We start from the raw sequence: 21,696 nt of genomic DNA on the forward strand, positions 1-21,696 counted from the left end.
TAACGACTCGCAAGATTTGCCTCAGATCAGACCCTGCCGCCCAGCCTCGGCCGTCAGGTCGTCGCGGAACTCGGGCGCGGCCAGGGCGATCAGGGCGCGGGCCCGCTCGCTGGTCGACTTGCCTTTCAGGTTGGTCCAGCCGTGTTCGGTGACGATGATGTGGACGTCGTTGCGGGGCGTGGTGACCGGGCCGTCCAGCCGGGCGACGATGCGCGAACAGGTCCCCCTGGCCGCCGTCGCATGACAGGCGATGATCGACTTGCCCCCTTCGGAGCCATAGGCCCCGCGCACGAAGTCCAGCTGTCCGCCCGAGGCGGTGAACTGGCGCCCGTTCAGGAACTCCGAACAGCAGGCGCCGCTCAGGTCGATCTGAAGCGTGGCGTTGACCGAGACCATCTTCGCATTGCGGGCGATCACCGCCGGATCGTTCACATAGAAGACGGGATGGGCCTCAAGCCCGCGATTGCCGTCCAGGAAGTCATAGGTGTTCTGGTCGCCCATCGAGAAGGCGAAGACCCCGACGCCGGGGTGCAGGGTCTTGCGGGCGTGGTTGGCCACCCCGGCCTGCATCAGCTCGACCAGGCCCGGCGTCAGCATTTCTGTATGGACCCCCAGGTCGCGGTGGTCCTTCAGGGCGTCGCAGACGGCGTTGGGCAGGGCGCCGATCCCCATCTGCAGCGTCGCCCCGTCCTCGACCAGATCGGCGATGATCCGGCCGATGGCGAGGTCGGCCGGCTGGGGCTCGGCCCTGGGCACGACCAGCAGGGGGGCGGCGTGTTCCACGATCCCTGACACCCTGGAGACATGGACGGTGCAGTCGCCGAACACGCGCGGCATGTGCGGATTGACCTCGACCACGATGGTCCGGGCCGTTTCCGACACCGGCTTGGCGTAGTCCGTGTTCGTCCCGAACGAGAAGAATCCGTCGGCGTCCATCGGCGAGACGGTGCAGACCAGCGCATCCACCCCGACTTCGTCGCACAGCAGGCGCGGCGACTGCTGGAAGCCGGTCGGGATGAACTGGACCGGATTGGGCCGACCTTCCTCGAAGGCGCGCTGCTCCAGCCGGCGTTCGACGGCGCTGTGGAACAGGCTCCACGGCCGGATCCTGTCCATCAACTCATAGCGCAGCACCGTCTCGCCGGCGATGGCGGTGGAAAGCAGATAATAGAGGTTCACGTCCTCGACCTCGCCCCGCTCGGCCCGTTCGGCCAGGGCCTTCAACAGGGCGGGGGGTTGGGACACGCCCAGGCCCATGGCGACCTTGGCGCCCGACCGGATCAGGGCCGCAGCCTGATCCGGCGTTTTCAGCCGTTCGGCATAGAGGGCGGCGTGGTCCATGGCGTCTCTCCCGTCTGCGCGCCGCTCTGTTCAGATCGAGGCGGCGTCTCAAGACAGACTATCCTGCGTCCGACGCCAAGGCGGGGCTAGACTTTGGTCGGATCGTCCCCGGTTTCAGGCTCCATCGGCGACGGCTCGTCCTGCAGGGGCGCCTGATGACGCTTCTGCCAGCGCGCAATCCCATAGGCGACCAGCCACAGGACCATGGCCCAGGCCGAGCCCACGGCCCAGCCGGCGAAGACGTCCGTCGCCCAGTGGGCGCCCAGATAGATGCGGGTCAGCCCCACCAGCAGGGCCATCAGAATGCCGACCCCCAGGACGAAGATCTTGAACCTCTGGCGCGGAAAGGCCCGCGTCAGCATGACCGCGACGCTGAGGTAGAAGACCGTCGCCAGCAGGGCGTGGCCGGAGGGGAAGCTGGCGTTGATCGTCTCGACCGCCTGCAGGGCCTGGGGCGGGCGTTCGCGCTCGAACACCGCCTTCAGCCCCTCGCTCAGCATCACGCCGCCGATCAGGCCCAGGGCCAGCAGGACGGACGACAGCCATTTCCTCTGGCTCAACAGGAAGACGATGACGATCAGGGCGAACAGGCCCAGCACCGATATGCCGCCCAGCGAGGTGATGTCGGCCGCCGCCTCCTTCAGCCACCACGGCCCCCAGGGCCGGCCGGGATCGTCGGCATAGGGGCGCAGCAGGGCCAGAACCTGATGGTCGAAGGCCTGGCCGTCGGCCTCCGTCATGTCGTCGGCGATCTCGACGAAGGTCATGACGCCGATCGCGGCGACGAACAGGGCCGTCAGAGCGGCGATCTCTGTTCGCGCAACCGTCAGGGCGCGTATCAAAAAGGGACGGAAATCTGAAACGGTCATGGACGGGCCAAACGGCCAAGCTCGCCCTATGTTCCGATCACGCGTTCGTGATATCGCAACTGCGAAGGCCTGTGAGGGGTTTGCTGGCTTGCTTGCTGGATTTTCCCCAGGCGTGGACGAGTTGTCCGACCGATTCGCTTACAAAGCGACCGTCAAGACGTTGACGGGTTATTAGGCATGTGCGCCCTATATGTGGGCTCAGGGAGCGTTGAGACCACTAGATGATGTGGTCACGGCGCAGGTGGCTCTAGGCTGTTTATTGTTCAGGACGCAGATGACCATGGCTGGCGGCGAGGCTTTGAAGACGACGGAATTCCAAGGTGTTGTGACGAACGCGACCCTCGAGAAGCCCCATCTGACTGTCGTGAAATCGGTCCAGGTGGACCGTTCGCGCGACGCCCTGCTGACCGACTTTGGCAAGAAGACGCTGGAAGACCGCTACCTGCTGGCGGGCGAGAGCTATCAGGACATGTTCGCCCGCGTCTCGACCGCCTTTTCGGATGACGCCGACCACGCCCAGCGCCTGTACGACTATATGAGCCGCCTGTGGTTCATGCCGGCGACCCCGGTCCTGTCGAACGGCGGCGCGGATCGCGGCCTGCCGATCTCCTGCTTCCTGAACGCCGTCGGCGACAGCCTGGACGGCATCCAGAGCGTCTGGAACGAGAACGTCGCCCTGGCCTCGAACGGCGGCGGCATCGGCACCTACTGGGGCGGCGTCCGCTCCATCGGCGAGAAGGTCAAGGGCGCGGGCAAGACCTCGGGCATCATCCCCTTCATCCGCGTGATGGACTCGCTGACCCTGGCGATCAGTCAGGGCTCGCTGCGTCGCGGCTCGGCCGCCGTCTATCTGGACATCCATCACCCCGAGATCGAGGAGTTCCTCGAGATCCGCAAACCCTCGGGCGACTTCAATCGCAAGTCCCTGAATCTGCACCACGGCGTCAATGTCACGGACGAATTCATGGAGGCGGTGAAGACCGGCGCCACATTCGACCTGAAGTCCCCCAAGGACGGCGCGGTCATCAAGACCGTCGACGCCCGCTCGCTGTGGACCAAGCTGCTCGACATCCGGATGCAGACCGGCGAGCCCTATATGATCTTCTCCGACACGGTGAACCGCCAGATGGCGCCGCACCAGCGCGACCTGGGCCTGAAGGTCAAACAGTCGAACCTGTGCGCCGAGATCATGCTGCACACCGGCCGCGACCACCTGGGCGTGGACCGGACCGCCGTTTGCTGCCTGTCGTCGGTCAATGCCGAGACATTCCTGGAGTGGCGCGAGGAGCCCAAGTTCATCGAAGACATCATGCGCTTCCTGGACAATGTCCTGGAGGACTTCATCCGCCGCGCCCCGCCGGAAATGAAGGCCGCCGTCTATTCGGCCAAGCGCGAGCGTTCGGTCGGCCTGGGCCTGATGGGCTTCCACTCCTTCCTGCAAGGCCAGGGCGTCGCCTTCGAAAGCGCCATGGCGAAGTCGTGGAACATGCGCCTGTTCAAACACCTGCGTCGCGAGGCCGACAAGGCCAGCCGCGTCCTGGCCGAAGAGAAGGGCCCCTGCCTGGACGCCGAGGAGCGCGGCGTGATGGAGCGGTTCAGCCACAAGCTGGCCATCGCCCCGACCGCCTCGATCTCGATTATCTGCGGCGGGACCTCGGCCGGCATCGAGCCGATCCCGGCCAACATCTACACTCACAAGACCCTGTCGGGCTCGTTCGCGGTCAAGAACCCCTATCTGGAGCGCCTGCTCGACGAGAAGGGGATCAACACCGATTCGGTCTGGAGCTCGATCCTCGAACACGAGGGGTCGGTCCAGCACCTGGACGCCCTGAACGAGGACGAGAAGGGCATCTACAAGACCGCCTTCGAACTGGACCAGCGCTGGGTGGTCGAACTGGCCGCCGATCGCGCCCCGGAAATCTGCCAGGCGCAATCGCTGAACCTGTTCATCCCGGGCGACGTCAACAAATGGGACCTGCACATGCTGCACTGGTCCGCCTGGGAGCGGGGCGTGAAGTCGCTCTACTATCTGCGCTCCAAGTCGGTGCAGCGCGCCGCCTTCGCCGGCGCCGAGGACAAGGTGGAGGCGGTCATCGATCCGAACCAGCCCGACCTCTTCTCCATGCCCAAGACCGACTACGACGAGTGCCTCGCCTGCCAATAGGCGGGAGGACCTCAGACCTGAAAGGGCTCCGCGCAGGCGGGGCCCTTTTTCACGACTGGAACTCCGGCGCGGCGGCGTCGTTCAAAAGGGACGAAACAGTGTCTTGAAAATGTCTGTTGGAGTCTGGTTGCACCTGGTGCAAGCTGGAGAACAGCGGACGGTGGGGAGACCGAATGCGCGTTGCGGTGTGGAGCGTTGGAGTGGGAATCATCCTGGCGGCAGCCGGGTTCGCAGACTCGCGCGCCCAGGCCTGGATCCCCGGCGCCTTCGACGAAACTCACGCGACGGCTCAAACCCTGACCGCGCGCCTCAATGAGCAAGGCGGGTTCCGCGTCACGCCCGACGCCCGCTTCGGATCCGAAATCGAGATGAGCGCGCCCTTGCGGCCGGCCGAAACCGAGGGTCTGGCCGCCGCCACCCGCAACGACATCTGGATCGACCGCAAGGCTTTCACCGACCGGGTCACGCTGGAAACCGCCGGGCGATTGCGTCGCGCCGACGGCTCGCCCCTGCCGGTCACGCCGATCGACCGGGCCGAGCTGGACGCGGAAGCCTATGACCTGCGCTATGTTCGCGGCTTCCGCGGCGCCGTCGGACACACGCCGTCCGGCCTGGAAGTCAGTCTGACGCCCCACGCCGGTTTCGGCCTGGGCAGCGACGGCGGATCGGCCGAGGCCGGCGCCACCCTGAAGATCGGCGAAGGCCTGGATCGTCTCGCCCCCGACGGAACCGCGCGCTTCGGCGAGCGTCCCCGGTGGTATCTCTACGCCGCCGGGTCCGGCCGGGCGGTCGGCTATAATTTCGCCCGCACCCGCGACGGCGACTACGCCCGCTCCGGCTACACCCAGGATCGCGGCGCCTTCCTCGGCGACGCCTCGGTCGGCGTGGCCTATCGCCGGGGCGACGTCCAGACCTCGGTCGGCCTGGTCTATCGCGAGATTGACGCCGGCAAGGGTCTGCGCGGCATGAATGGCCTGGATACCGACGTGGACGAAGGCATGATCGCCTTCCAGCTGTCGATCAAACCGCGCCGCTGATCCGCCGACAGGTCTCCGGACCTCAGCGGACCTCCGACACTGCCACGCCTTCTCGCCTTGGATCCGCGCCGCCGTCCCAGCGGCCGTTGCGCCACATCGCCCCGTGCAGGCCCGAGGTCTCGGTCGCATTGGGCCGCAGGCTGATCCCCGCCGCCGCCAGGGCGTCGCGGATATCCGGCGCGATCAGGGCGGTGTCGGCCCCGACCATTTCGCCCCGCACCACAAGATTGGGCAGATTGATCGCCTCCTGCACCGGCAGGTCCCAGTGGATGATCCCGATCAGGGCCTTGGCCACATAGGCCAGGATGCTGGACCCGCCCGGCGAGCCTATGGCCCCGACCAGACGACCCTCACGATCCAGGATCAACACCGGCGTCATCGACGACCGGGGCCGCTTGCCCGCCGCCACCGCATTGGCCGCCGGATGGCCGTCCTCCATCGGCGTGAAGGAGAAGTCGGTCAGCTGGTTGTTCAGAAAGAAGCCCCCGACCATCCGGCCGTTGCCGAAGATGCTCTCGACCGTGGTCGTCATGCTGACCGCGTTCCCCTCGGCGTCGACGATGACCATGTGCGAGGTGCCGCCCGGCTCGGCCGTGCGATCCTCGCCGCGCGGGGGCGAGCCCGTGGGGGCGCCGGCCGCTGCGGGACCGTTCAGGCTGGGAACCAGGGCGGCGCGCGCGGCGACATAGTCAGGGTCCAGCAGCCCGGCGACCGGCACCCCGACGAAGTCCGCATCCCCGACATAGCGGTCGCGGTCGGCGTACATCAGCCGCTGCAACCGCCCGAAGGCGACCCAGGCCGCCGGGCTGTCGGCGCCCTTCTGCAGATCCGGCGTCTGTTCGGCCATCTCCAGAAACTGCAACAGGGCGACCCCGCTGGACGGCGGCGGCGGAACGCAGACGACATAGATCCGATAGGGCCGGCACAGGGCGTCGCGGCGCAAGGGGCGATAGGCGGCGATGTCGGCCTCGGTCAGGCCGCCGGGGCGCGGTCCCTCGGCCACGGTCCGGGCGATCTCGTCACCAATGCGACCGCCGTAAAACAGGCCGGGGCCTTCCTCGGCCAGGGCCGCCACCGTCCGGGCGTAGGCGGGGTTCTTCAGGACGTCGCCGGCCTGATAGCGTGCGCCGTCCGGTCGCGTGAAATAGGCCTGCGCCCAACGGCTGCGCGCCTGAGGCGCGCGGCCGTTGATCATGCCGGCCATGCGCGGGCTGACGACAAACCCGTCGCGCGCCAGCCGCTCGGCCTCGCCGAACAGATCGCGCCACGCCAGCTTGCCGTGATCCTTCTGCGCCATGGCCAGCATGGCCACCGCGCCCGGCGCTCCGGTCGAACGCCCTGACAACAGGGCGTCGATGAAGCTCAGCGGCTTGCCGTTTTCGTAGAACAGCTCCGGCGTGGCCGAGGCCGGCGCCGTCTCGCGGCCGTCATAGGCCGTCACATGTCCCGTGGCCGCCTCATAGCTCATCAGGAAGGCCCCGCCGCCCAGGCCCGACGACTGCGGCTCCACCAGGCCCAGAACCGCCTGCACGGCCACCGCCGCATCCACCGCCGACCCGCCCCGCCGCAGCACCTTCATCCCCGCCTCGACCGCCAGCGGATTGGCCGCCGCCACGAAGGGGCCGCGCGCAGGCGTCCCGGCCTCCGGCGTCGTCGCCTGACCCTGAACCGGTGTCTCGGCCGCTGTCGGAGCGCCCCCGCCCGCCGTCTGGCAGCCGGCGATGACAATGGGAATGAGCAGGACGGCGAGACGACGGCGGATGAAATGCATGAGAAAATCCGGACGAGGGAGGACGTCGTCTCCCGACCTAGGCCGTCCCGGCGTCCGCGCCAACCGCCGACCACGCAGAAACTGCATTCCGCCGCTTGCGCCCGCCGGTTTCTACGGCTAAAGACCCGCCCTCGCCGCAAGGCAGCCGCACCCGTAGCTCAGCTGGATAGAGCACCAGACTACGAATCTGGGGGTCGGGCGTTCGAATCGCTCCGGGTGCGCCACTTCCACAAATATATCATTCGGGTAGACGGGCCGCGCTGCGAGTCCAACCGACGGGCTGGCTGTAATATTGCCGACAGTCGAATCCAAGTCTCTGATTTTAGACAACGCACCCGGTTTACAGGGTCCGAGGCTCGAGAAGGGTCGCCGTGTGCATCGAACCTGCATGACGGCTGCGCTGACAATCCATCGACGGCGCAACCGTTCTCGACGGCCATGGCGGAGAAGCATTTCCCGAAAGGGAGGCCCCATGCTTCACATACCCGTTCTGCCTCGATCATCATTCTGGCTCAGGGTCGCCGTCGGCGCCGCCCTGGTCGGCCTCGCCGACCTGCTGTTCTTCGCCCATGCCCCCGGTACGAGTCTTGGCCTGTTCGCCTTCGCGGTCCTGGGGGGCGCGTTCCTTGGTCGGAAAGACCTGCTGCAAGACCGTCGAGGCCGGGGCTTCGTCCTGGCCGGCGTCGCCTTCGCCCTGGTTCTGGCGGACCGGCCTGGGCTGCTGGCCTGGGCTCTGTTCGGGGTCTCGATCAGCCTCGGGGCGTTGTCGAGCCGGGTGGGACCGAACGAGACGGCGTGGGGCTGGGCCCAAAGACTGGCGCTTCACTGGTTTTTTGCGCTGTTTGGCCCCGTGATCGACCTGTTCAAGGTCTCGCGGTTGAGGCGCGGTCGCGGCGGAATGTCCGCTCTGAACCTGCTTGGCCTTCTCATCATGCCCGTGGTCGGCGGCGGTGTCTTCCTCGCCCTGTTCTCGGCGGCGAATCCGCTCATTTCGAATGCGCTCGCCAACCTGTCCCTGCCGTCCCTGTCGCCCCAGAACGTCCTCCGCATCCTGTTCTGGTGCGCCGTCTTCATCGGCGTTCTGGGCCTGCTGCGGCCGCGCTGGCGCAAGCCCTTGCTCGCCCTGCCGGAACGCAAGATCGGAAAGCCTTCAGCCTTCCTGACCCGCACGATCACCCTGTCCCTGATCGTCTTCAATGCGGTCTTCGCGCTCCAGAACGGCCTGGACATCGCCTTCCTGTGGAGCGGCGCGCCGCTTCCCGGCGACATGGGCCTGGCCGAATACGCCCATCGCGGCGCCTATCCCCTGATCGTCACCGCCCTGCTCGCCGGGCTGTTCGTCCTGGCGGCGCTGCAGCCGGGTTCCGACACAGCGAACAAGCCGCTGGTGCGTCGTCTGATGGTCGTCTGGATCGCGCAGAACATGATCCTGGTCGCATCCAGCCTGCTGCGCACCGCCGACTATATCGAGGCCTACGCCCTGACCCGTTTCCGCATCGCCGCGATGATCTGGATGGGGCTGGTGGCGGTCGGCCTGATGCTGATCTGCTGGCGCATGCTGGCCGGCAAGTCGGCGCACTGGCTGATCAACGCCAACGCCGCGGCCGCGCTGATCGTGCTGGCGGTCGTCAGCGTCATCGACCTCGGCGCCGTCGTGGCCGGCTGGAACGTGCGGCATGCCAGGGAAGTCGGAGGTCGCGGGGTCGCGCTGGACCTCGGCTATCTCCATACCCTGGGCGCGCCCGCCCTCGTCTCGCTGGTCGAACTGGAAACGACCCTCGACGACGCCGTCCTGCGCGACCGGGTCGCCGCCGTCCGCCTGGACATCCTGCTGAACGTCCGTCGGCGACAGAGCGAATGGCGCGGCTGGACCTGGCGCGACCAGCGTCGTCTGGATCGCATCGACGCCCTGCAACAGAAGGGCGCCTTGTCGGCGCCGGCGCCGGGCGCCCGTCACTGGAACGGGCGGCTCATCCAAATGCCGCCGCCCGCCGCGCCGGCGCCCGTCGCCGCCCCGCCGCCTGTCCCGTTGACCTCGCGGACGGAAGGCTGAACATGGCCATCATGCAAAGCACCGTCCTGGTGGTCGACGACGACCCGCACATCCGCGACCTGCTGACCTTCGCGCTTCAGAAGGCGGGTCTGGCGACGCGGGAGGCCGCCGACGGCGAGGCCGCTCTGGCTGACATCGCCCTGTGCAGGCCGAACCTCGTCGTGCTGGACATCAACATGCCCCGCATGGACGGGATCGAGGCCTGTCGCCGAATCCGCGCCCAGGGCGATCTGCCGGTCCTGTTCCTGTCGTCGCGCGATGACGAGATCGACCGCATCCTGGGCATGGAGCTGGGCGCGGACGACTATGTGACCAAACCCTTCAGTCCGCGCGAGGTGGTGGCGCGGGTCGCCGCCATACTGCGCCGGATCGCGCGGAGCCCGCCCCCGCCGACGCCGGGTCAGTTCGCCTTGGGGAGCCTGGGCCTGGACGCGGACGGATGGCGGGCGACGTGGGGCAATATCGAGGTGCCGCTGACGGTGACGGAGTTCAGCATCGTACGCACCCTGGCCGATGCGCCGCGCCGGGTCTTCACGCGGGACGCCATCATCGACCGGGTCCATGGCCCAGGCTTCGCCATGACCGACCGTACGATCGACAGCCATGTCCGCAACCTGCGGGCCAAGTTTGCAGCGGTGGGCGGGGCTGACGTGATCGAGACCAGGCCGGGCATCGGCTACCAGCTTGGCCCCTGCCTGGGCGCGTCCGGGGCGCCGGAGGCGTGATCGCACGTCTGCGCGCCTTCATCCGCAATCACTGGCCAGCGCTCAGGCTTCGGACCATCCTGTTGTCCGTGCTGATCTTCGCCGGCGTCCTGCCGGGGCTCAGCGCCATATTCCTGCGGGTCTATGAGAACACCCTGGTGCGTCAGACGGAGGCGGAACTGGTCGCCCAGGCTGTCGTCCTGTCGGCCGTCGCCGCCTCGGATTGGCCCGGCGCCGTCGTGGTTTCGCCCGATCCCGCCCGGCGCGACGATCCGGGTTACTACAGGCCCGAACCCGCGACGATCGACCTGGGGTCCACGCCGGTCTTGCCGGCGCGGCCCGCGCCGCGTCACGCTGCCGTGCCTGAGGCCGGGGCGGTCGAGGTCGCCGACCGGCTTGGCTCCGTCGTCGAGCAGACCAGCCGCACCACCCTGGCCTCGATCCTCTTGCTGGATCGCAACGGGACGATCGTTCTGGGCTACGGCCAGGGCGGCGGCCTGGCCGATCTGACCGAAGTGCGCTCGGCGCTTGCGGGCGAACCGCGAACGGTTCTGCGTCGCAACGACGCCTACCGTCCGCGCTATTCCATGGAATGGCTCAGTCGCGCAGCGGGCGTTCGTATCCACCATGCGCGGCCGGTGATGGTGAATGGCCGGGTCGAGGGGGTCGTCGTGGCGTCCCGCTCGCCCCGGGCCCTGTTCAAGGGGCTGTACCAGGACCGGATCAAGATCGGGCTGGGCGTCGTCGGCACCCTGGGGGTGATCGCCCTTCTGGCGGTTCTGGTCTCGCGCGGCATCGCCCGCCCGATCGAGGCGCTCAGCCGGGCGACGCGCGATGTCGCCAACGGCGGCGGCGTGCTGCCCCCCGCGCCGGCCACCGCCGCCGTCGAAATCCGAATCCTTTATGAGGACTTCGGGCGGATGGCCCAGGCCGTCGATCGCCGCTCCCGCTATCTGCGCGACTTCGCCGCCGCCGTCAGCCATGAGTTCAAGACGCCCCTGTCCGGGATCCAGGGGGCCGTCGAACTGCTGCAGGACCATGAAATGGACCCAGGTCAACGTCGGCGGTTCCTCGACAACATCGCCGCCGACGCCCGCCGCCTTTCGGCCCTTGTGACGCGCCTGCTCGACCTGGCGCGCGCCGATATGGCGCGTCCTCAAGCCGGGCTTTCGGTCGATGTGCGCCTCCCGATCACGAAGGCGGTCGACGCCAGGTCAAGCCGGCTGGCGATCTCGGTGATGTTCGGGGACGAAACGCTCAGGGTGGCCGTTCCAGCGTCTACCATCGAGATGGTGGTTTCGACGCTCCTGGAAAACAGCCGCCAGGCCGGCGCGACGGCCGTCAGCATCAGGGCGGCGGCCCTGCTCGATCGACTTGTCGTCACCCTGGCGGACGATGGTCCAGGCGTCGCGCCGGCCGACGCCGGTCGCGTCTTCGAGCCCTTCTTCACCACGCGACGCGGGGAGGGCGGCGCCGGCCTCGGCCTGTCCATCGCCCGCGCCCTGCTGGCCGCGAACGACGCCACCCTGGATCTGCTGCCTACGACCGAGGGCGCCGTCTTCGAATTGGTCATGCCGCTCGCCGAGCAATAGGTTTGGCCGTGCGACCGGGGGGCCGGAACCGGGCCGTCTTTCGCGGACAAGCCTTGTACGCCGCGGATCACCCGTCCCGGGACAGCCTCGGCCGCCATCGGCGGAGGCGGATCGAAACCCGACCCATTCCCCGCTTCAGCCGCGGGGTCCGATGCGGAAGCGGCGCTGTCCGCAGGCGCCCCGTCTCGAGACAGTGACGAACGCCCCATGCCGAATTGCGACAGGCCCGCACTTACGATGACCCGGAGCCGGTCTGCAGCCCCACGCTTTGAGAGCCGCCGTATTAACGCTGTCCGAACCCGGTTCGATGTCAGATCAATCGCTTGCGTAGTCCTCATCGACCAACCCCTTACCGCCTATGATTAATTTGTATTAGTCATTGTAATGGATGGGTTTTTGCACTGAGCCGGTTTGCCCGATGTTGGGCCTTCTGGAGAAATCTCGTGACCACCAAGATCCTCATCATCACCGCCGTTCTCGGCGTCGCGACGGCCGGCGCCGCCCATGCTCAAAGCATCGGATCAGGCCAGTCGAACAATGCATCCGTCCGCTCGCAGCTGAACGCCACGATCACCGACGTGAACAATTCGGTTTCCGTCACCTCCGCCGCCATTTCCAACAGTGTGACCATCGACGGCGGCACGGCGGTGTCCCTGAACAACACTCAGAACGCCTGGGGCGGCGCGTCGTCCCAGCTGAACGCGACCATCGGCGATGTCTCCAAGGACGTCTCGGCGACGTCGGCGGCCATCGCCAACTCGGCGACGATCAAGACCTCCGACTGGGGCGGGGCGATCACCAACACCCAGGTCGCCTATAACGACCCCTCGGCCACGCTGAACTCCACCATCAGCGACGTGTCGGGCACGGTTTCGGCGACGGCGGCGGCCATCAGCAACTCCGCCACCATCGACTCGCGGCTGGGGTCCCTGAACTCGTCGCAGACCAATACAGCCGGGGTTTCCGCCATCGCCACCACGACCGTGCGTGACGTCTCGGGCGCCGTCACCAACACGGCGGCGGCCATTGGCAACAGCTTGACCGTGACCGGCTTCTGAATGGACAGGCCGGCGTCCCCGCGAAGGCGGCGTCGGCCCTTTCCGCCGCTTCACCCCGCTCTCCTTCCCGCTGAGATGACACACATCATGACCAAGACGCCGCTCTTGCCGCTCGTAATCCTGACCCTGTCCGGTCTCTCCGGGCGGGCCCTCGCGCAATCCTCGACCGAGTCCGCCGGGGCGGCTTCGATGGAGGCCGGCTATGGCCGTTCCGGCGCCGTTGCGACCCAGACCTTCAACCCCGTCACGCGCGACGCCAACGGCAATCGACTGGTCGTCAACGGCGTCATCGTGAACAGTCAGGCCGGCACGAGCGTCAGCTACGCCAGCACGGGGTCGAACACGCAGTCGGGCGCCGCCTATTTCGACAGCGGCGCGGCGGCGCTGGGCGATACGAGCAGCGCGACGGCCGTGGGCAACCTGGTCAATGTCTCCATCATCGGCCACGGCAACACCGTGGTGCTGAACAGCCGCCAGACCAACAGCGGCGACGTCAGCGCCAATGTGCGGAAGTCCGGCTCATGAGGCGGGCGGCGATCACGGGGATCGCGCTCGGCCTGGTCGCCGGAGCCGCGACGGCGGAACCTTCGGGCGGGATGAATTCGGGCGCGATCCGCGGCGCCCCCGCCACGGCCAATCCGTCTCCCTATTCCGCCGCCCTGACCTGCCTGTCGCGGCGGGGCGGCTGGATCGGCGGCGTCCCGCCCAGGATCGCGGTGGGACGGATTTCCGACATGACGGGCCGGGTCGATCTCCAGACCGGAGCCCGCGTCTCGCAGGGCGCCGCGCTGTTCGCCATCACGGCCCTGGCCCGCTCCGGCGCGCCGGTGGTCGAGCGGCTCGACAACACGGTCGCCGAGATCGAATTGAACTATGCGCGCCAGCACCTGCTGTCCGACGCCCCGGAACGGGCCGGTCAGGATCCCGAGAATTTCAGGCCGATCCACGTCGGCCAGGTCGCGGGGTCGCGGTACTATCTCGTCGGCGGCGTCACCGAACTGAACTACAATATCGCTTCGAACGGCGTGAACGTCCAGGCGGGCGATGTGAGCACGACCGGCCTGCGCGGCCTGGGTCAGGCGTCGCGCTATGTGATGAACGTCGCGGTCGACCTCAGGCTGGTGGATACGCGCTCGCAGGAGGTGGTGAACAGCGTCAGCTTCCAGAAACAGGTGGTCGGCGTGGACCGCAGCCTCGGGCTGACGGGAACCCAGGGATCGGTCGGCGGCGTCGCGACGGCCGGCGGCGGCGCCATGGAGCCGGTGCAGGCCGCTGTGCGGACGGTGGTCGAACGCGGCGTCTTCGAACTGTTGGCCGGCATCCAGTCGCCGGGCGCCAAGGCGACCTGCCTGCCGGCCGACGACCCTGTCGGGGTCCAGACCTACGCCATCGCCGCAGGAGCCGCTTCGTGAGACTGAGACCGCTTCTGGAGGCGTCGATGATCGCGGCGGTCGGTCTGGCCGGCTGCACGACCGCACGCTACGACCCCGCCACCGGTCTCTACGCCAATCCGATCGGCGGCGCGCCGGCGACCGGCAACGACACCGCCTATTCCGCCGCGCTGAGATGTCTGGCGTCGGCGGGCCAGGCGGAGGGGCGCAGCGCGCCACGGCTGGCGGTCGGCGACATCGCCGACCTGACCGGCCGCAATGATCTGGAGACAGGACGCAAGATCAGCCAGGGCGCGTCCCTGTTCGCCGTGACAGCCCTGACCAAGGCCGGCGTGCCCACTGTGGAGCGCCAGGATCGCGGGGTTTCGGAGGTCGAACGACAATATGCCCAATCTCATCTCCTGTCCGACACCCCCCAGGCGGCCGGCGAAAGCGCCGAGAATTTCCGCCCGATCTACGCCGGTCAGATCGCCGGTTCGCGATATTATGTCGTGGGCGGGGTCACCGAGCTGAACTATAATCTGCGGTCTTCCGGGGTCGATGTCTCCGCCGGGGGAATCGAGGCCAGCGGGGTCAAGGGGGGCCTGACCAGCAGCGGCTATGTGATGAACATCGCCATCGATCTTCGCCTGGTCGACACCCAGTCCCAGGAGGTCGTCGCCACGGCCTCCTATCAAAAGCAGCTTGTCGGTCGCGAGATCCGCGTGGGCGTGTTCGACTTCACCCACGGCAATATTTTCGACCTTTCCGCTGGAGCCTCCGGCATGGAGCCGATCCAGTTCGCCGTCCGGACCGCGATAGAACGCGGCCTGTACGACTTCGTCGCCGACCTCTACGCCATTCCCCGCGACCGCTGTCTCGCGCGGCCGGAAACGGGGCTGCAAGGCGAGAGCCTGCTGGCGCTGCGCGCGGCGGAAGCGGCTGCGCCCCAGGCCGAACGGCCGTCCGCCAGGCCGCCCGCCGTCGGGCAGGCCCCGTCCCGCCCGATGGCGGGACCGCCGGCCCGCTGGGTGCTGGATCCTTCCAGCTGGCGCACCGCGCCGTCGTCCGCGGTGCGCGGGACGACGGCCGCGGGCGGTTGAGGCGCCACGGACTTTCCGACTTCTCCAGTGCGAATTGAAGAAGGCCGTCGCGAGCGTCGCGACGGCCTTTCTCGTCTGGGTCAGTCCCCCGATCCGTCGCGCGGGACGGCGTCGTCCCGCGCGACGAAGGGTCAGAGGCCCCCGGTCACCCGGCTGATGGTCGCCGAATTGCCGATGGCCGCCGCCGTCAGCGACGCCGAATCCACGGACCGGACCGTGACGTTGGATATCGCCTGCGTCAGGGCCTTGTTGTCCTGAACAGAGGAGGCCGTCAGCATGGTGTTCGGCCCGGTGTTCAGCGTCAGCGAGTTGGAGATCGCCGCCGAGGTGGCCGACACCGCGCCATCGACGTCGGCGATCGTGGCGGACAGGGTTGCGGTCGGGTCGTAACCGGACATCTGGGTGTTGGTGACCGTGCCCTTGCCCGCGCCCTGAAGGTCGATGGTCGCCGAATTGGCCAGGGCGGCCGAGGTCAGGTTCACCTTGTCGGACACGTCCTGGACCGTCGCGTTCAGCACGGCTCGCGAGTCGCCGTTGAAATATTGGGCGTTGGTCACGGTCATCGCCCCCTCGCCCGAGGCGGTGAAGGAGTTTGCGATGGCGGCGGCGGTGCCGTTCACGGCGCCGTCGATGTCCGCCACCTTGAGGTTGGCGTCCGCCAGAAACTGTCCGCGATGGGTGTACTGGGTGTTGGCGACCTTGGACACGACATTGCCGTCCAGGGTGACGGTGGCGGAGTTGCCCAGGGCCGCCGCCGTGGCCGCGACATCGCCGTTCACGTCGGCGACATTGCTGGACAGGGCGGCGCTGGTGGAGCCCCAGCTATCCTGAAGATTTCGCACGGTCGTCGGCCCGGCGCCGGAGATGGTCGCGGAGTTGCTGATCGCCGCCGAGGTCTGCGAGACGTTCCCGTTGACGTCGTTGACGACGGCGTTGAGCTGAGCCCGGACGGTCGCCGTGTTCTTCTGGTTCGATGTTGCAGTAGACTGCGCCTGAGCGCCGGATGCGAGCATGAGAGCGGCCGCGGCCGCCAGGCTGGTCACGCCGATATTGTGAGTCATTTGAAAGCCCCAAGAGGATATCCGTCGGAAATGACGGCGTTCTGTCGACTGCAAGAACGGCCGCGTCTTTCCGCGTTCGAGGCGTTAACCGAGTCTCGGGACGAAGCGCCGATACGCGTTGAAGATCGTCCCGCAGGACGGAGGACAGGGTTAACCTTCGCGCTGTCCGCCTCGTTCAGTTTGCGACGCTTGCGACCGCGCCTGCCTCGGATTGGTACATTCGCAGGACGGACGTCGATCCGTCTCGCCCTGCAGTCGGCGCAATAGAAAACCCGCGCCGGCGAAGGCGCGGGTTGAGGAAGCGCGCCGTCAGGCTTGATCAGCCCCGAACGGGGCGCAGGCCGTCGGCGGAGGCTTGTTGCAGGGCCGGGCGCTTCTGTCCGCCGGATGCGATGATGCGGTCGATGCGGGCCTTTTCGGCGCGGAAGGCGGCCAGGTCGCCGCCGGCCAGTTCGGTGCCTTCCTGGGTGCGGACGCCGGCGGGATTGATCCGCTGGCCGTTGCGCCACAGTTCATAGTGCAGGTGGGGGCCGGTCGAGGCGCCGGTCGAACCGACATAGGCGACGACCTGGCCCTGGCTGACGCGCTGGCCGGCGCGAATGCCGGAGCCGTAACGCGACAGGTGTCCGTAGCCGCTCTCGAGCCCGTTGTTGTGGCGGATGCGCAGCCAGTTGCCGTAGCCGCCCCAGCGACGCGCCTCGACCACCACGCCGTCGGCGGGGGCCACGATGGGCGTGCCGGAGCCGGCGGCGAAGTCGATGCCCTGGTGCATCTTCTTGTAGCCCGAGATCGGGTGGGTGCGGAAACCGAAGCCTGACGAGACGCGGCGGAAATTCTGCAGCGGGGTGCGCATCATGGCCGAGCGCAGGTTCTTGCCCGAGGCGTCGAAGAACTGGGCTTCCTTCGCGCCGACCGGCTTGAACCGATAGAAGGTGACGCCGCGCAGTTCGGCGTACATCAGGTCGCCCACGCCCACGGTGCGACCGGCCTCGGTCACGTCGCGGTCGAAGACCATGGTGAACTCGTCCGAGGCGCGGATGTCGCGCTGCATGTCGAACTTGGTGGCGAACAGGCGGCTGGCGGAGCGTACGATGGAGGCGGTGGCCCCCAGTTCGCGGGCGCTGGCGGACAGGGAGCGTTCGACGTCGCCCTTCAGGACCACGGTCTCGTGCGTGACTTTTTCTTCCAGCGAACGCAGGCGCAGGGCGCCGTCGAAACTGCGCGACACGGTCAGCTGGCTGGCCGGGCCGGTGCGCATGGTCAGGCCGATCAGGCGGGCGTCGCCCCGGCCGTCGCGCGGCTTGGCGATGGCGGTTTCGAAGCGAAGGCCGGCGCGGAGGTCGGCGAGGTCGAAAGCGTTGGCGACGGTGGCGGCGACGGCGCTGGCTTCTTCCGGCGCGACGCCGGTGCGGCGCACGGCCTGCTCGAAGGTTTCGCCGCGACGGATCTGGACGGGGACGGCTTCCGGGGCGGTCATGCCGGCCGGGGCGTTGGCGGCGGCGAAGGCCTGGACTTCCATAGCGGCCATCTGGGCCGACGACATTACGGGAACTTCTTCCGCCTGAGCGGGTTGGTAGACTCGACCGGCCAGCAGGGCGACCGAAATGGCGGCGGCGGCGGTCACGACATGCGGTGCGAGACGCATAGGTTGGCGGCGTGGGTCGAACTGAGCCATCGGTCTCATCGTGTTGCGACGCCCGAGGCGCCAAACTTTTTACCCAAAATCGCGCCGATAGACCCCGAGCGCGAAGTCATCGGCTATAACCTGCCTGTCTCAGTTTGGGAAGACAGACCGTTACAAACCGTTAAGAACCGGACGTGGGCGGAAAAAGTCTCACAGACTCATGCGATTGACACGCAGGCTCGCCCTCTTGTCGCCCAGCTTGGCTGCGACGGACGCAGGGTTCGGGCCTGTCGGCGACGCTTGAGGCTTGTATTCGCATCGAGGGTGGCGATGGTGGTCCGGCGATCAGTTCTCAATCGATACGGCGTCCCTGTTTGACCGAAGTTCCGGACAGTCCTTCCGACCGATCCCCAGGCGTCAGGCGCAAGGGCGGCCTGCGGCGTCGACTGGGCCTGGGCCTGCTCGCCGTGTTCGTGGTCGTGGCCCTGCTGGCGGCCGCCCTCTATCTGAATCGCCGGGCCGCCGCGCGCGAGGTTCTGGTCGGCTGGCTGGAGCGTCGGGGCGTCCAGGCCGAGGTGGAGGTCGAGCGGATCGAGCTGGACGGCTTCGTCGGCCGCATCCGCATCGGCGACCCGCGCAATCCGGATGTGACCGTCGAGCGGGTCGAGGTGGATTACGCCGTGGCCCTGCCCTGGTCCAGGACCGGCGTGGGGGTGACGCCCAGCCGGATCCGCCTGGTGCGGCCGGTGATGCGGGCCAGCTGGAAGAACGGGAAACTGTCCCTGGGGTCGCTCGATCCTCTGGTCGAACAGTTCACAGGCGGGCCGCCCAGGCCGGATTCGCGCAGCCCTCTGGTGATCGTCGAGGGCGGGCGGGCGCGGCTCGATACCGAATACGGCTCGGTCCAGCTGCTGGCCGATGCGCGGGTGGACGACGGCAAGCTGATGCGTTTGAGCGCCCGGATGCCGCCGGCCGCGCTGAAGAGCGGAGAATTCGAGGCTGACGGCCTGGGGGCCGTCGTCGATCTGACGACGACCGGCGACCGGATCGCCTTGCGGGTCGAGGCCGAAGGCGACCGGGTCCGGACCGCCGCCCTGAACGGCCGGGCGATCCGGCTGAGCCTGACCGGCGACCTGCCCTATCCCGACATGAAGAGGCGGCGCGGCGACGGCCGGGCCGTGATCGACGCCCGTCTGGTCGGCGACGTGCTGGGCTTCGCCCAAAGCGGGGGCGGGGGCGGGGGCAGACAGCAGACGCAGGCGCGGGACGCGGAGCTGTCGGCGCGGTTCGACGGCGTGACGGCCGGATGGATCGAGACCTTCCGGCTGGAAGGCGCGACCGCCCTGAACCTGAAGGCGGCGACGATCGATGGGCCGGGGCTGGCGGCGCGTCAGGTCGCCGGTTCGGCGACGGGCGGGCGGTTGACCGTGTCGCGGGATGAGGCCGTGCGCTGGAGCCTGGAGACGCCGCTCAATTTGAGAGCCGCCTCTGGCCAGGCCGGCGAGGCCAAGGCGCAGAACCTTTCGATCCAGTCGAACGGTCTGTCCATGGGCGGGCGGAATACGGCCTTCGAGGCGACCGGGCCGGTGACGGCGGCGTTCGACCGGATCGGTTTCGGCGACCTGATGCTGAAACAGGCGCGGGGCGAACTGAGCCTCGACGTGGTTCAGGACGGGGCGATCCGGATCGCGGCCGAAGGCGGCCTGCGCTCGGCGGGCGGCGCCTGGCCCCTGTTCGGGCCGGTCGGGCCCGACGAGATCGCCGAGCTGACCGAGATGAAGACGGCGCTGGGGGATTTCGCCCTGAACGCGCCCGCCATCCGCTTCGCCACGGGTTCGGCGGGGACCAGCGTGACCCTGGCCCGGCCCGTCACCCTGACGCCGGCCAACGGCGGAATACTGACCGTCGCCCAGGCGGGAACGGGGGCCTATCAGGCCGAACCGGGACGGTTGGGCGGCGGGGCCCTGACCCTGACGGCGACGCGAGGGCGAGGCCTGCCGGAAATGGCCGTGGCGGTGCCTGAGTGGCGGCTGACGGACAGCGGGTTCGAGGCCCTGCTGGACGGGCGGGCCCAGCTGGACTTCGACCTAGCGCGCGGCATCGACGCCCGGACTCGTGGTCTGCTGGCCATGGCGGGCGGGCGGCTGACCTATGCGACGTCCGACTGTGTGGATCTGACGGTCGAACGGCTGGAGCTGGACGAGAACGACGTCCATCGGGTGGCCGGGAAACTGTGTCCCGAGACCGGACCCCTGCTGAGTTCCAAGGACGGGATCTGGCGCGTCGCCGGCGGTTTCCAGGGCGTGTCGGCCGACGCTCCCTTCCTGGGGATGCGGTTCGCCGAGGCCTCGGGCCGGGTGGTGGTGGACGGGACCAAGGCGGGGGTCGGGCTGACGGCCACGGTGGCCCAGGTCCAGGCGGTCGACGCGACCACGCCCAAACGGTTCGAGACCCTGGCGGCTTCCGGCCAGGCGACCCTGGCCAATGAGCGCTGGACCGGCGGGTTCGACCTGAAGGGAACCGGCAAGGCGGCCGCGACCACCCTGGGGCGGCTGACCCTGGCCCACGACGGTCGAACCGGGGCCGGGGGCGTTCACATCGCCGCGCCGGAGGTGCGGTTCGTCGAGGGCGGCCTTCAGCCCTCGATGCTGAGCCCCCTGGTCGAGGCCTTCGTTCAGTCGCCGGCGACCGGCGTCGTCGGGTTCGACGGCCGGTTCGACTGGACCAAGGACGGCGAGCCGACGTCCAGCGGGCGGTTGAGCGTGCCGGGGCTGGACTTCGTCAGCCCGGCCGGGCCGGTCAAGGGCGCGCGCGGCGAGATCGAATTCACCAGCCTGAGCCCCGCCATCATCACGGCGCCGAACCAGAGGCTGACGGTCGACAGTCTGGACATCGGGGCCGACGCGACGGCCCTGGACCTGAACTTCGCCATCGACGCGGCGGGGTTCAGCATCGCCGGCGGGTCGGTCCAGGCCGGGGGCGGGACCGTCTCCATCGAACCCCTGGTCGTGCCGCTGGACCCAACCCAGGCCTATAGCGGGGTCATCGTGCTGGACCGGGTCCAGCTGGGGGATGTGGTCGCCGACAGCGGTTTCGCCGACAAGGTGATGCTGGACGCGGTGGTGTCGGGCCGGCTGCCCTTCACCATGGACCCGAAACTGGGCCTGAAGATCACGGCCGGCGCCCTGGGCGCGGTCCAGCCGGGGCGGCTGTCGATCCAGCGCGAGGTGCTGACCGACGTGGATGCGGGCGGCGGGGGCGCCGACGTGCCGCCCAATATGGTCGAGGACCTGGCCTATCAGGCGATGGAGCATCTGGCCTTCGACGTGCTTAGCGCGGATGTGAACAGTCTGGACGAGGGACGGATCTCGGTCCTGTTCCACATCCGCGGGCGGCACGAACCGCCGCAGCGCCAGGAACTGCGCCTGACGGTGGCCGAGCTGATCAGCCGGGAGTTCCTGAACCGGGAACTGCCCCTGCCGTCGGGCACCCAGATCGACCTGACGCTGGACACCACCCTGAACGCCAACCAGTTGTTCGCCGACATCATGGCGGTCAATCGGGCGCGTCAGGGTCAGAAAGAGCCAGGGCCGACGCCCGCGCCCGAGACTGAGCCCGAGACTGGGCCCGAGACTGGGCCCGAGCCCGAAGCGCCGTGAGCCGAACCATTCAGCGACCGTTCACGCGATAGCGTGCTAATGACCTCTCAACCTTGACCGACCCGGAGTTCTCGCCATGATCAACAAGCGCCAGTTGGCCGGACTCGGCCTCGGGGCGGTCGTCGTCGCCGTGGCGGCCTGCGCCCCGACCATCCGTCTGGAGGTTGCGCCGATCCAGATCTACGCCAAATTGGATGCAGACGTCCGCGTCCGGCTGGATCAGGAGCTGCAGCAACTGCTTCAGCAGAACCCGAACCTCTTCTGATCGCCTCGCTTCTTTTGAAAGGACA

16 protein-coding genes and 1 tRNA gene are annotated in these 21,696 nt (G+C 68.2%); 12 read left to right on the forward strand and 5 right to left on the reverse strand.

What is annotated here, in order from left to right; genetic code table 11:
- Positions 1 to 21: 21 nt before the first annotated feature.
- Both ACW18C_RS00770 and ACW18C_RS00775 read right to left on the reverse strand, forming a co-directional pair.
- Entirely contained in the window at positions 22 to 1,341 is a 1,320-nt protein-coding gene (locus tag ACW18C_RS00770; protein WP_492072248.1) for an acetyl-CoA hydrolase/transferase family protein, read from the reverse strand.
- 86 nt (positions 1,342 to 1,427) lie between these two features.
- Positions 1,428 to 2,210: a phosphatase PAP2 family protein gene (locus ACW18C_RS00775; RefSeq protein WP_008260320.1), complete on the reverse strand. Its 783-nt coding sequence runs from the start codon at positions 2,208 to 2,210 to the stop codon at positions 1,428 to 1,430.
- A gap of 274 nt (positions 2,211 to 2,484) precedes the next feature.
- Between ACW18C_RS00775 and ACW18C_RS00780 the strand changes: the two genes are divergently transcribed.
- Entirely contained in the window at positions 2,485 to 4,374 is a 1,890-nt protein-coding gene (locus ACW18C_RS00780; protein WP_492072249.1) for a ribonucleoside-diphosphate reductase subunit alpha, read from the forward strand.
- Between the two features lie 200 nt (positions 4,375 to 4,574).
- Entirely contained in the window at positions 4,575 to 5,411 is an 837-nt protein-coding gene (locus ACW18C_RS00785; protein ID WP_492072250.1) for a lipid A-modifier LpxR family protein, read from the forward strand.
- Positions 5,412 to 5,433: 22 nt separating this feature from the next.
- Here ACW18C_RS00785 and ACW18C_RS00790 read toward each other — a convergent pair whose 3' ends face one another.
- Complete coding sequence (locus tag ACW18C_RS00790) at positions 5,434 to 7,182, reverse strand: gamma-glutamyltransferase family protein (RefSeq protein ID WP_492072252.1); 1,749 nt, start codon at positions 7,180 to 7,182, stop codon at positions 5,434 to 5,436.
- Positions 7,183 to 7,329: 147 nt separating this feature from the next.
- Here ACW18C_RS00790 and ACW18C_RS00795 point away from each other — a divergent pair.
- From ACW18C_RS00795 to hfaB (ACW18C_RS00830), 8 genes are all read left to right on the forward strand, one after another.
- Positions 7,330 to 7,406 (forward strand) — tRNA-Arg (locus ACW18C_RS00795).
- A gap of 248 nt (positions 7,407 to 7,654) precedes the next feature.
- Entirely contained in the window at positions 7,655 to 9,235 is a 1,581-nt protein-coding gene (locus tag ACW18C_RS00800; protein WP_492072254.1) for a DUF4153 domain-containing protein, read from the forward strand.
- Positions 9,236 to 9,237: 2 nt separating this feature from the next.
- Complete coding sequence (locus ACW18C_RS00805; protein ID WP_492072256.1) at positions 9,238 to 9,960, forward strand: response regulator transcription factor; 723 nt, start codon at positions 9,238 to 9,240, stop codon at positions 9,958 to 9,960.
- A complete protein-coding gene (locus tag ACW18C_RS00810; protein WP_492072257.1) occupies positions 9,957 to 11,531 on the forward strand; it encodes a sensor histidine kinase in 1,575 nt (524 codons plus the stop codon). Before ACW18C_RS00805 ends, ACW18C_RS00810 begins: the two co-directional genes overlap by 4 nt.
- A 443-nt stretch (positions 11,532 to 11,974) precedes the next feature.
- Positions 11,975 to 12,589: a hypothetical protein gene (locus ACW18C_RS00815; RefSeq protein ID WP_492072259.1), complete on the forward strand. Its 615-nt coding sequence runs from the start codon at positions 11,975 to 11,977 to the stop codon at positions 12,587 to 12,589.
- An 87-nt stretch (positions 12,590 to 12,676) separates the two neighbouring features.
- Positions 12,677 to 13,114: a holdfast anchoring protein HfaA gene (hfaA, locus tag ACW18C_RS00820; RefSeq protein ID WP_050771585.1), complete on the forward strand. Its 438-nt coding sequence runs from the start codon at positions 12,677 to 12,679 to the stop codon at positions 13,112 to 13,114.
- A complete protein-coding gene (gene hfaB / locus ACW18C_RS00825) occupies positions 13,111 to 14,001 on the forward strand; it encodes a holdfast anchoring protein HfaB (RefSeq protein ID WP_492072260.1) in 891 nt (296 codons plus the stop codon). The genes hfaA and hfaB (ACW18C_RS00825) overlap by 4 nt, the downstream gene beginning before the upstream one ends.
- Positions 13,998 to 15,062, forward strand: coding sequence for a holdfast anchoring protein HfaB (hfaB, locus tag ACW18C_RS00830; RefSeq protein WP_492072261.1), 1,065 nt, complete (start codon positions 13,998 to 14,000; stop codon positions 15,060 to 15,062). The genes hfaB (ACW18C_RS00825) and hfaB (ACW18C_RS00830) overlap by 4 nt, the downstream gene beginning before the upstream one ends.
- Positions 15,063 to 15,193: 131 nt before the next feature.
- Here the strand turns inward: hfaB (ACW18C_RS00830) and ACW18C_RS00835 are convergent, their stop codons facing one another.
- Together ACW18C_RS00835 and ACW18C_RS00840 are read right to left on the reverse strand one after the other, a co-directional pair.
- The gene (locus ACW18C_RS00835) at positions 15,194 to 16,123 is read right to left on the reverse strand and encodes a hypothetical protein (RefSeq protein WP_052005161.1); all 930 of its coding nucleotides are present in this window, start codon (positions 16,121 to 16,123) and stop codon (positions 15,194 to 15,196) included.
- 319 nt (positions 16,124 to 16,442) lie between these two features.
- The gene (locus tag ACW18C_RS00840; protein ID WP_492072262.1) at positions 16,443 to 17,768 is read right to left on the reverse strand and encodes a M23 family metallopeptidase; all 1,326 of its coding nucleotides are present in this window, start codon (positions 17,766 to 17,768) and stop codon (positions 16,443 to 16,445) included.
- Positions 17,769 to 18,121: 353 nt separating this feature from the next.
- Here ACW18C_RS00840 and ACW18C_RS00845 point away from each other — a divergent pair, with 353 nt between their 5' ends.
- Together ACW18C_RS00845 and ACW18C_RS00850 are read left to right on the forward strand one after the other, a co-directional pair.
- Positions 18,122 to 21,406, forward strand: coding sequence for an intermembrane phospholipid transport protein YdbH family protein (locus ACW18C_RS00845; RefSeq protein WP_492072263.1), 3,285 nt, complete (start codon positions 18,122 to 18,124; stop codon positions 21,404 to 21,406).
- 76 nt (positions 21,407 to 21,482) lie between these two features.
- Positions 21,483 to 21,671 carry a YnbE family lipoprotein gene (locus tag ACW18C_RS00850; protein ID WP_008262758.1) on the forward strand — a complete coding sequence of 63 codons (189 nt, stop codon included), beginning with the start codon at positions 21,483 to 21,485 and terminating at the stop codon, positions 21,669 to 21,671.
- Positions 21,672 to 21,696: the final 25 nt, after the last annotated feature.

The organism is Brevundimonas sp. FV1ye7S, from assembly GCF_058680995.1.

Excerpts from the sequence above, each read along its gene's own strand:
- ACW18C_RS00850 (WP_008262758.1), top strand. The coding sequence starts at position 21,483 with ATGATCAACAAGCGCCAGTTGGCCGGACTCGGCCTCGGGGCGGTCGTC.
- hfaB (WP_492072260.1), top strand. The coding sequence starts at position 13,111 with ATGAGGCGGGCGGCGATCACGGGGATCGCGCTCGGCCTGGTCGCCGGA.
- hfaA (WP_050771585.1), top strand. The coding sequence starts at position 12,677 with ATGACCAAGACGCCGCTCTTGCCGCTCGTAATCCTGACCCTGTCCGGT.
- ACW18C_RS00800 (WP_492072254.1), top strand. The coding sequence starts at position 7,655 with ATGCTTCACATACCCGTTCTGCCTCGATCATCATTCTGGCTCAGGGTC.
- ACW18C_RS00805 (WP_492072256.1), top strand. The coding sequence starts at position 9,238 with ATGGCCATCATGCAAAGCACCGTCCTGGTGGTCGACGACGACCCGCAC.
- ACW18C_RS00835 (WP_052005161.1), bottom strand. The coding sequence starts at position 16,123 with ATGACTCACAATATCGGCGTGACCAGCCTGGCGGCCGCGGCCGCTCTC.
- ACW18C_RS00770 (WP_492072248.1), bottom strand. The coding sequence starts at position 1,341 with ATGGACCACGCCGCCCTCTATGCCGAACGGCTGAAAACGCCGGATCAG.
- ACW18C_RS00775 (WP_008260320.1), bottom strand. The coding sequence starts at position 2,210 with ATGACCGTTTCAGATTTCCGTCCCTTTTTGATACGCGCCCTGACGGTT.
- ACW18C_RS00840 (WP_492072262.1), bottom strand. The coding sequence starts at position 17,768 with ATGCGTCTCGCACCGCATGTCGTGACCGCCGCCGCCGCCATTTCGGTC.
- ACW18C_RS00790 (WP_492072252.1), bottom strand. The coding sequence starts at position 7,182 with ATGCATTTCATCCGCCGTCGTCTCGCCGTCCTGCTCATTCCCATTGTC.
- ACW18C_RS00780 (WP_492072249.1), top strand. The coding sequence starts at position 2,485 with ATGACCATGGCTGGCGGCGAGGCTTTGAAGACGACGGAATTCCAAGGT.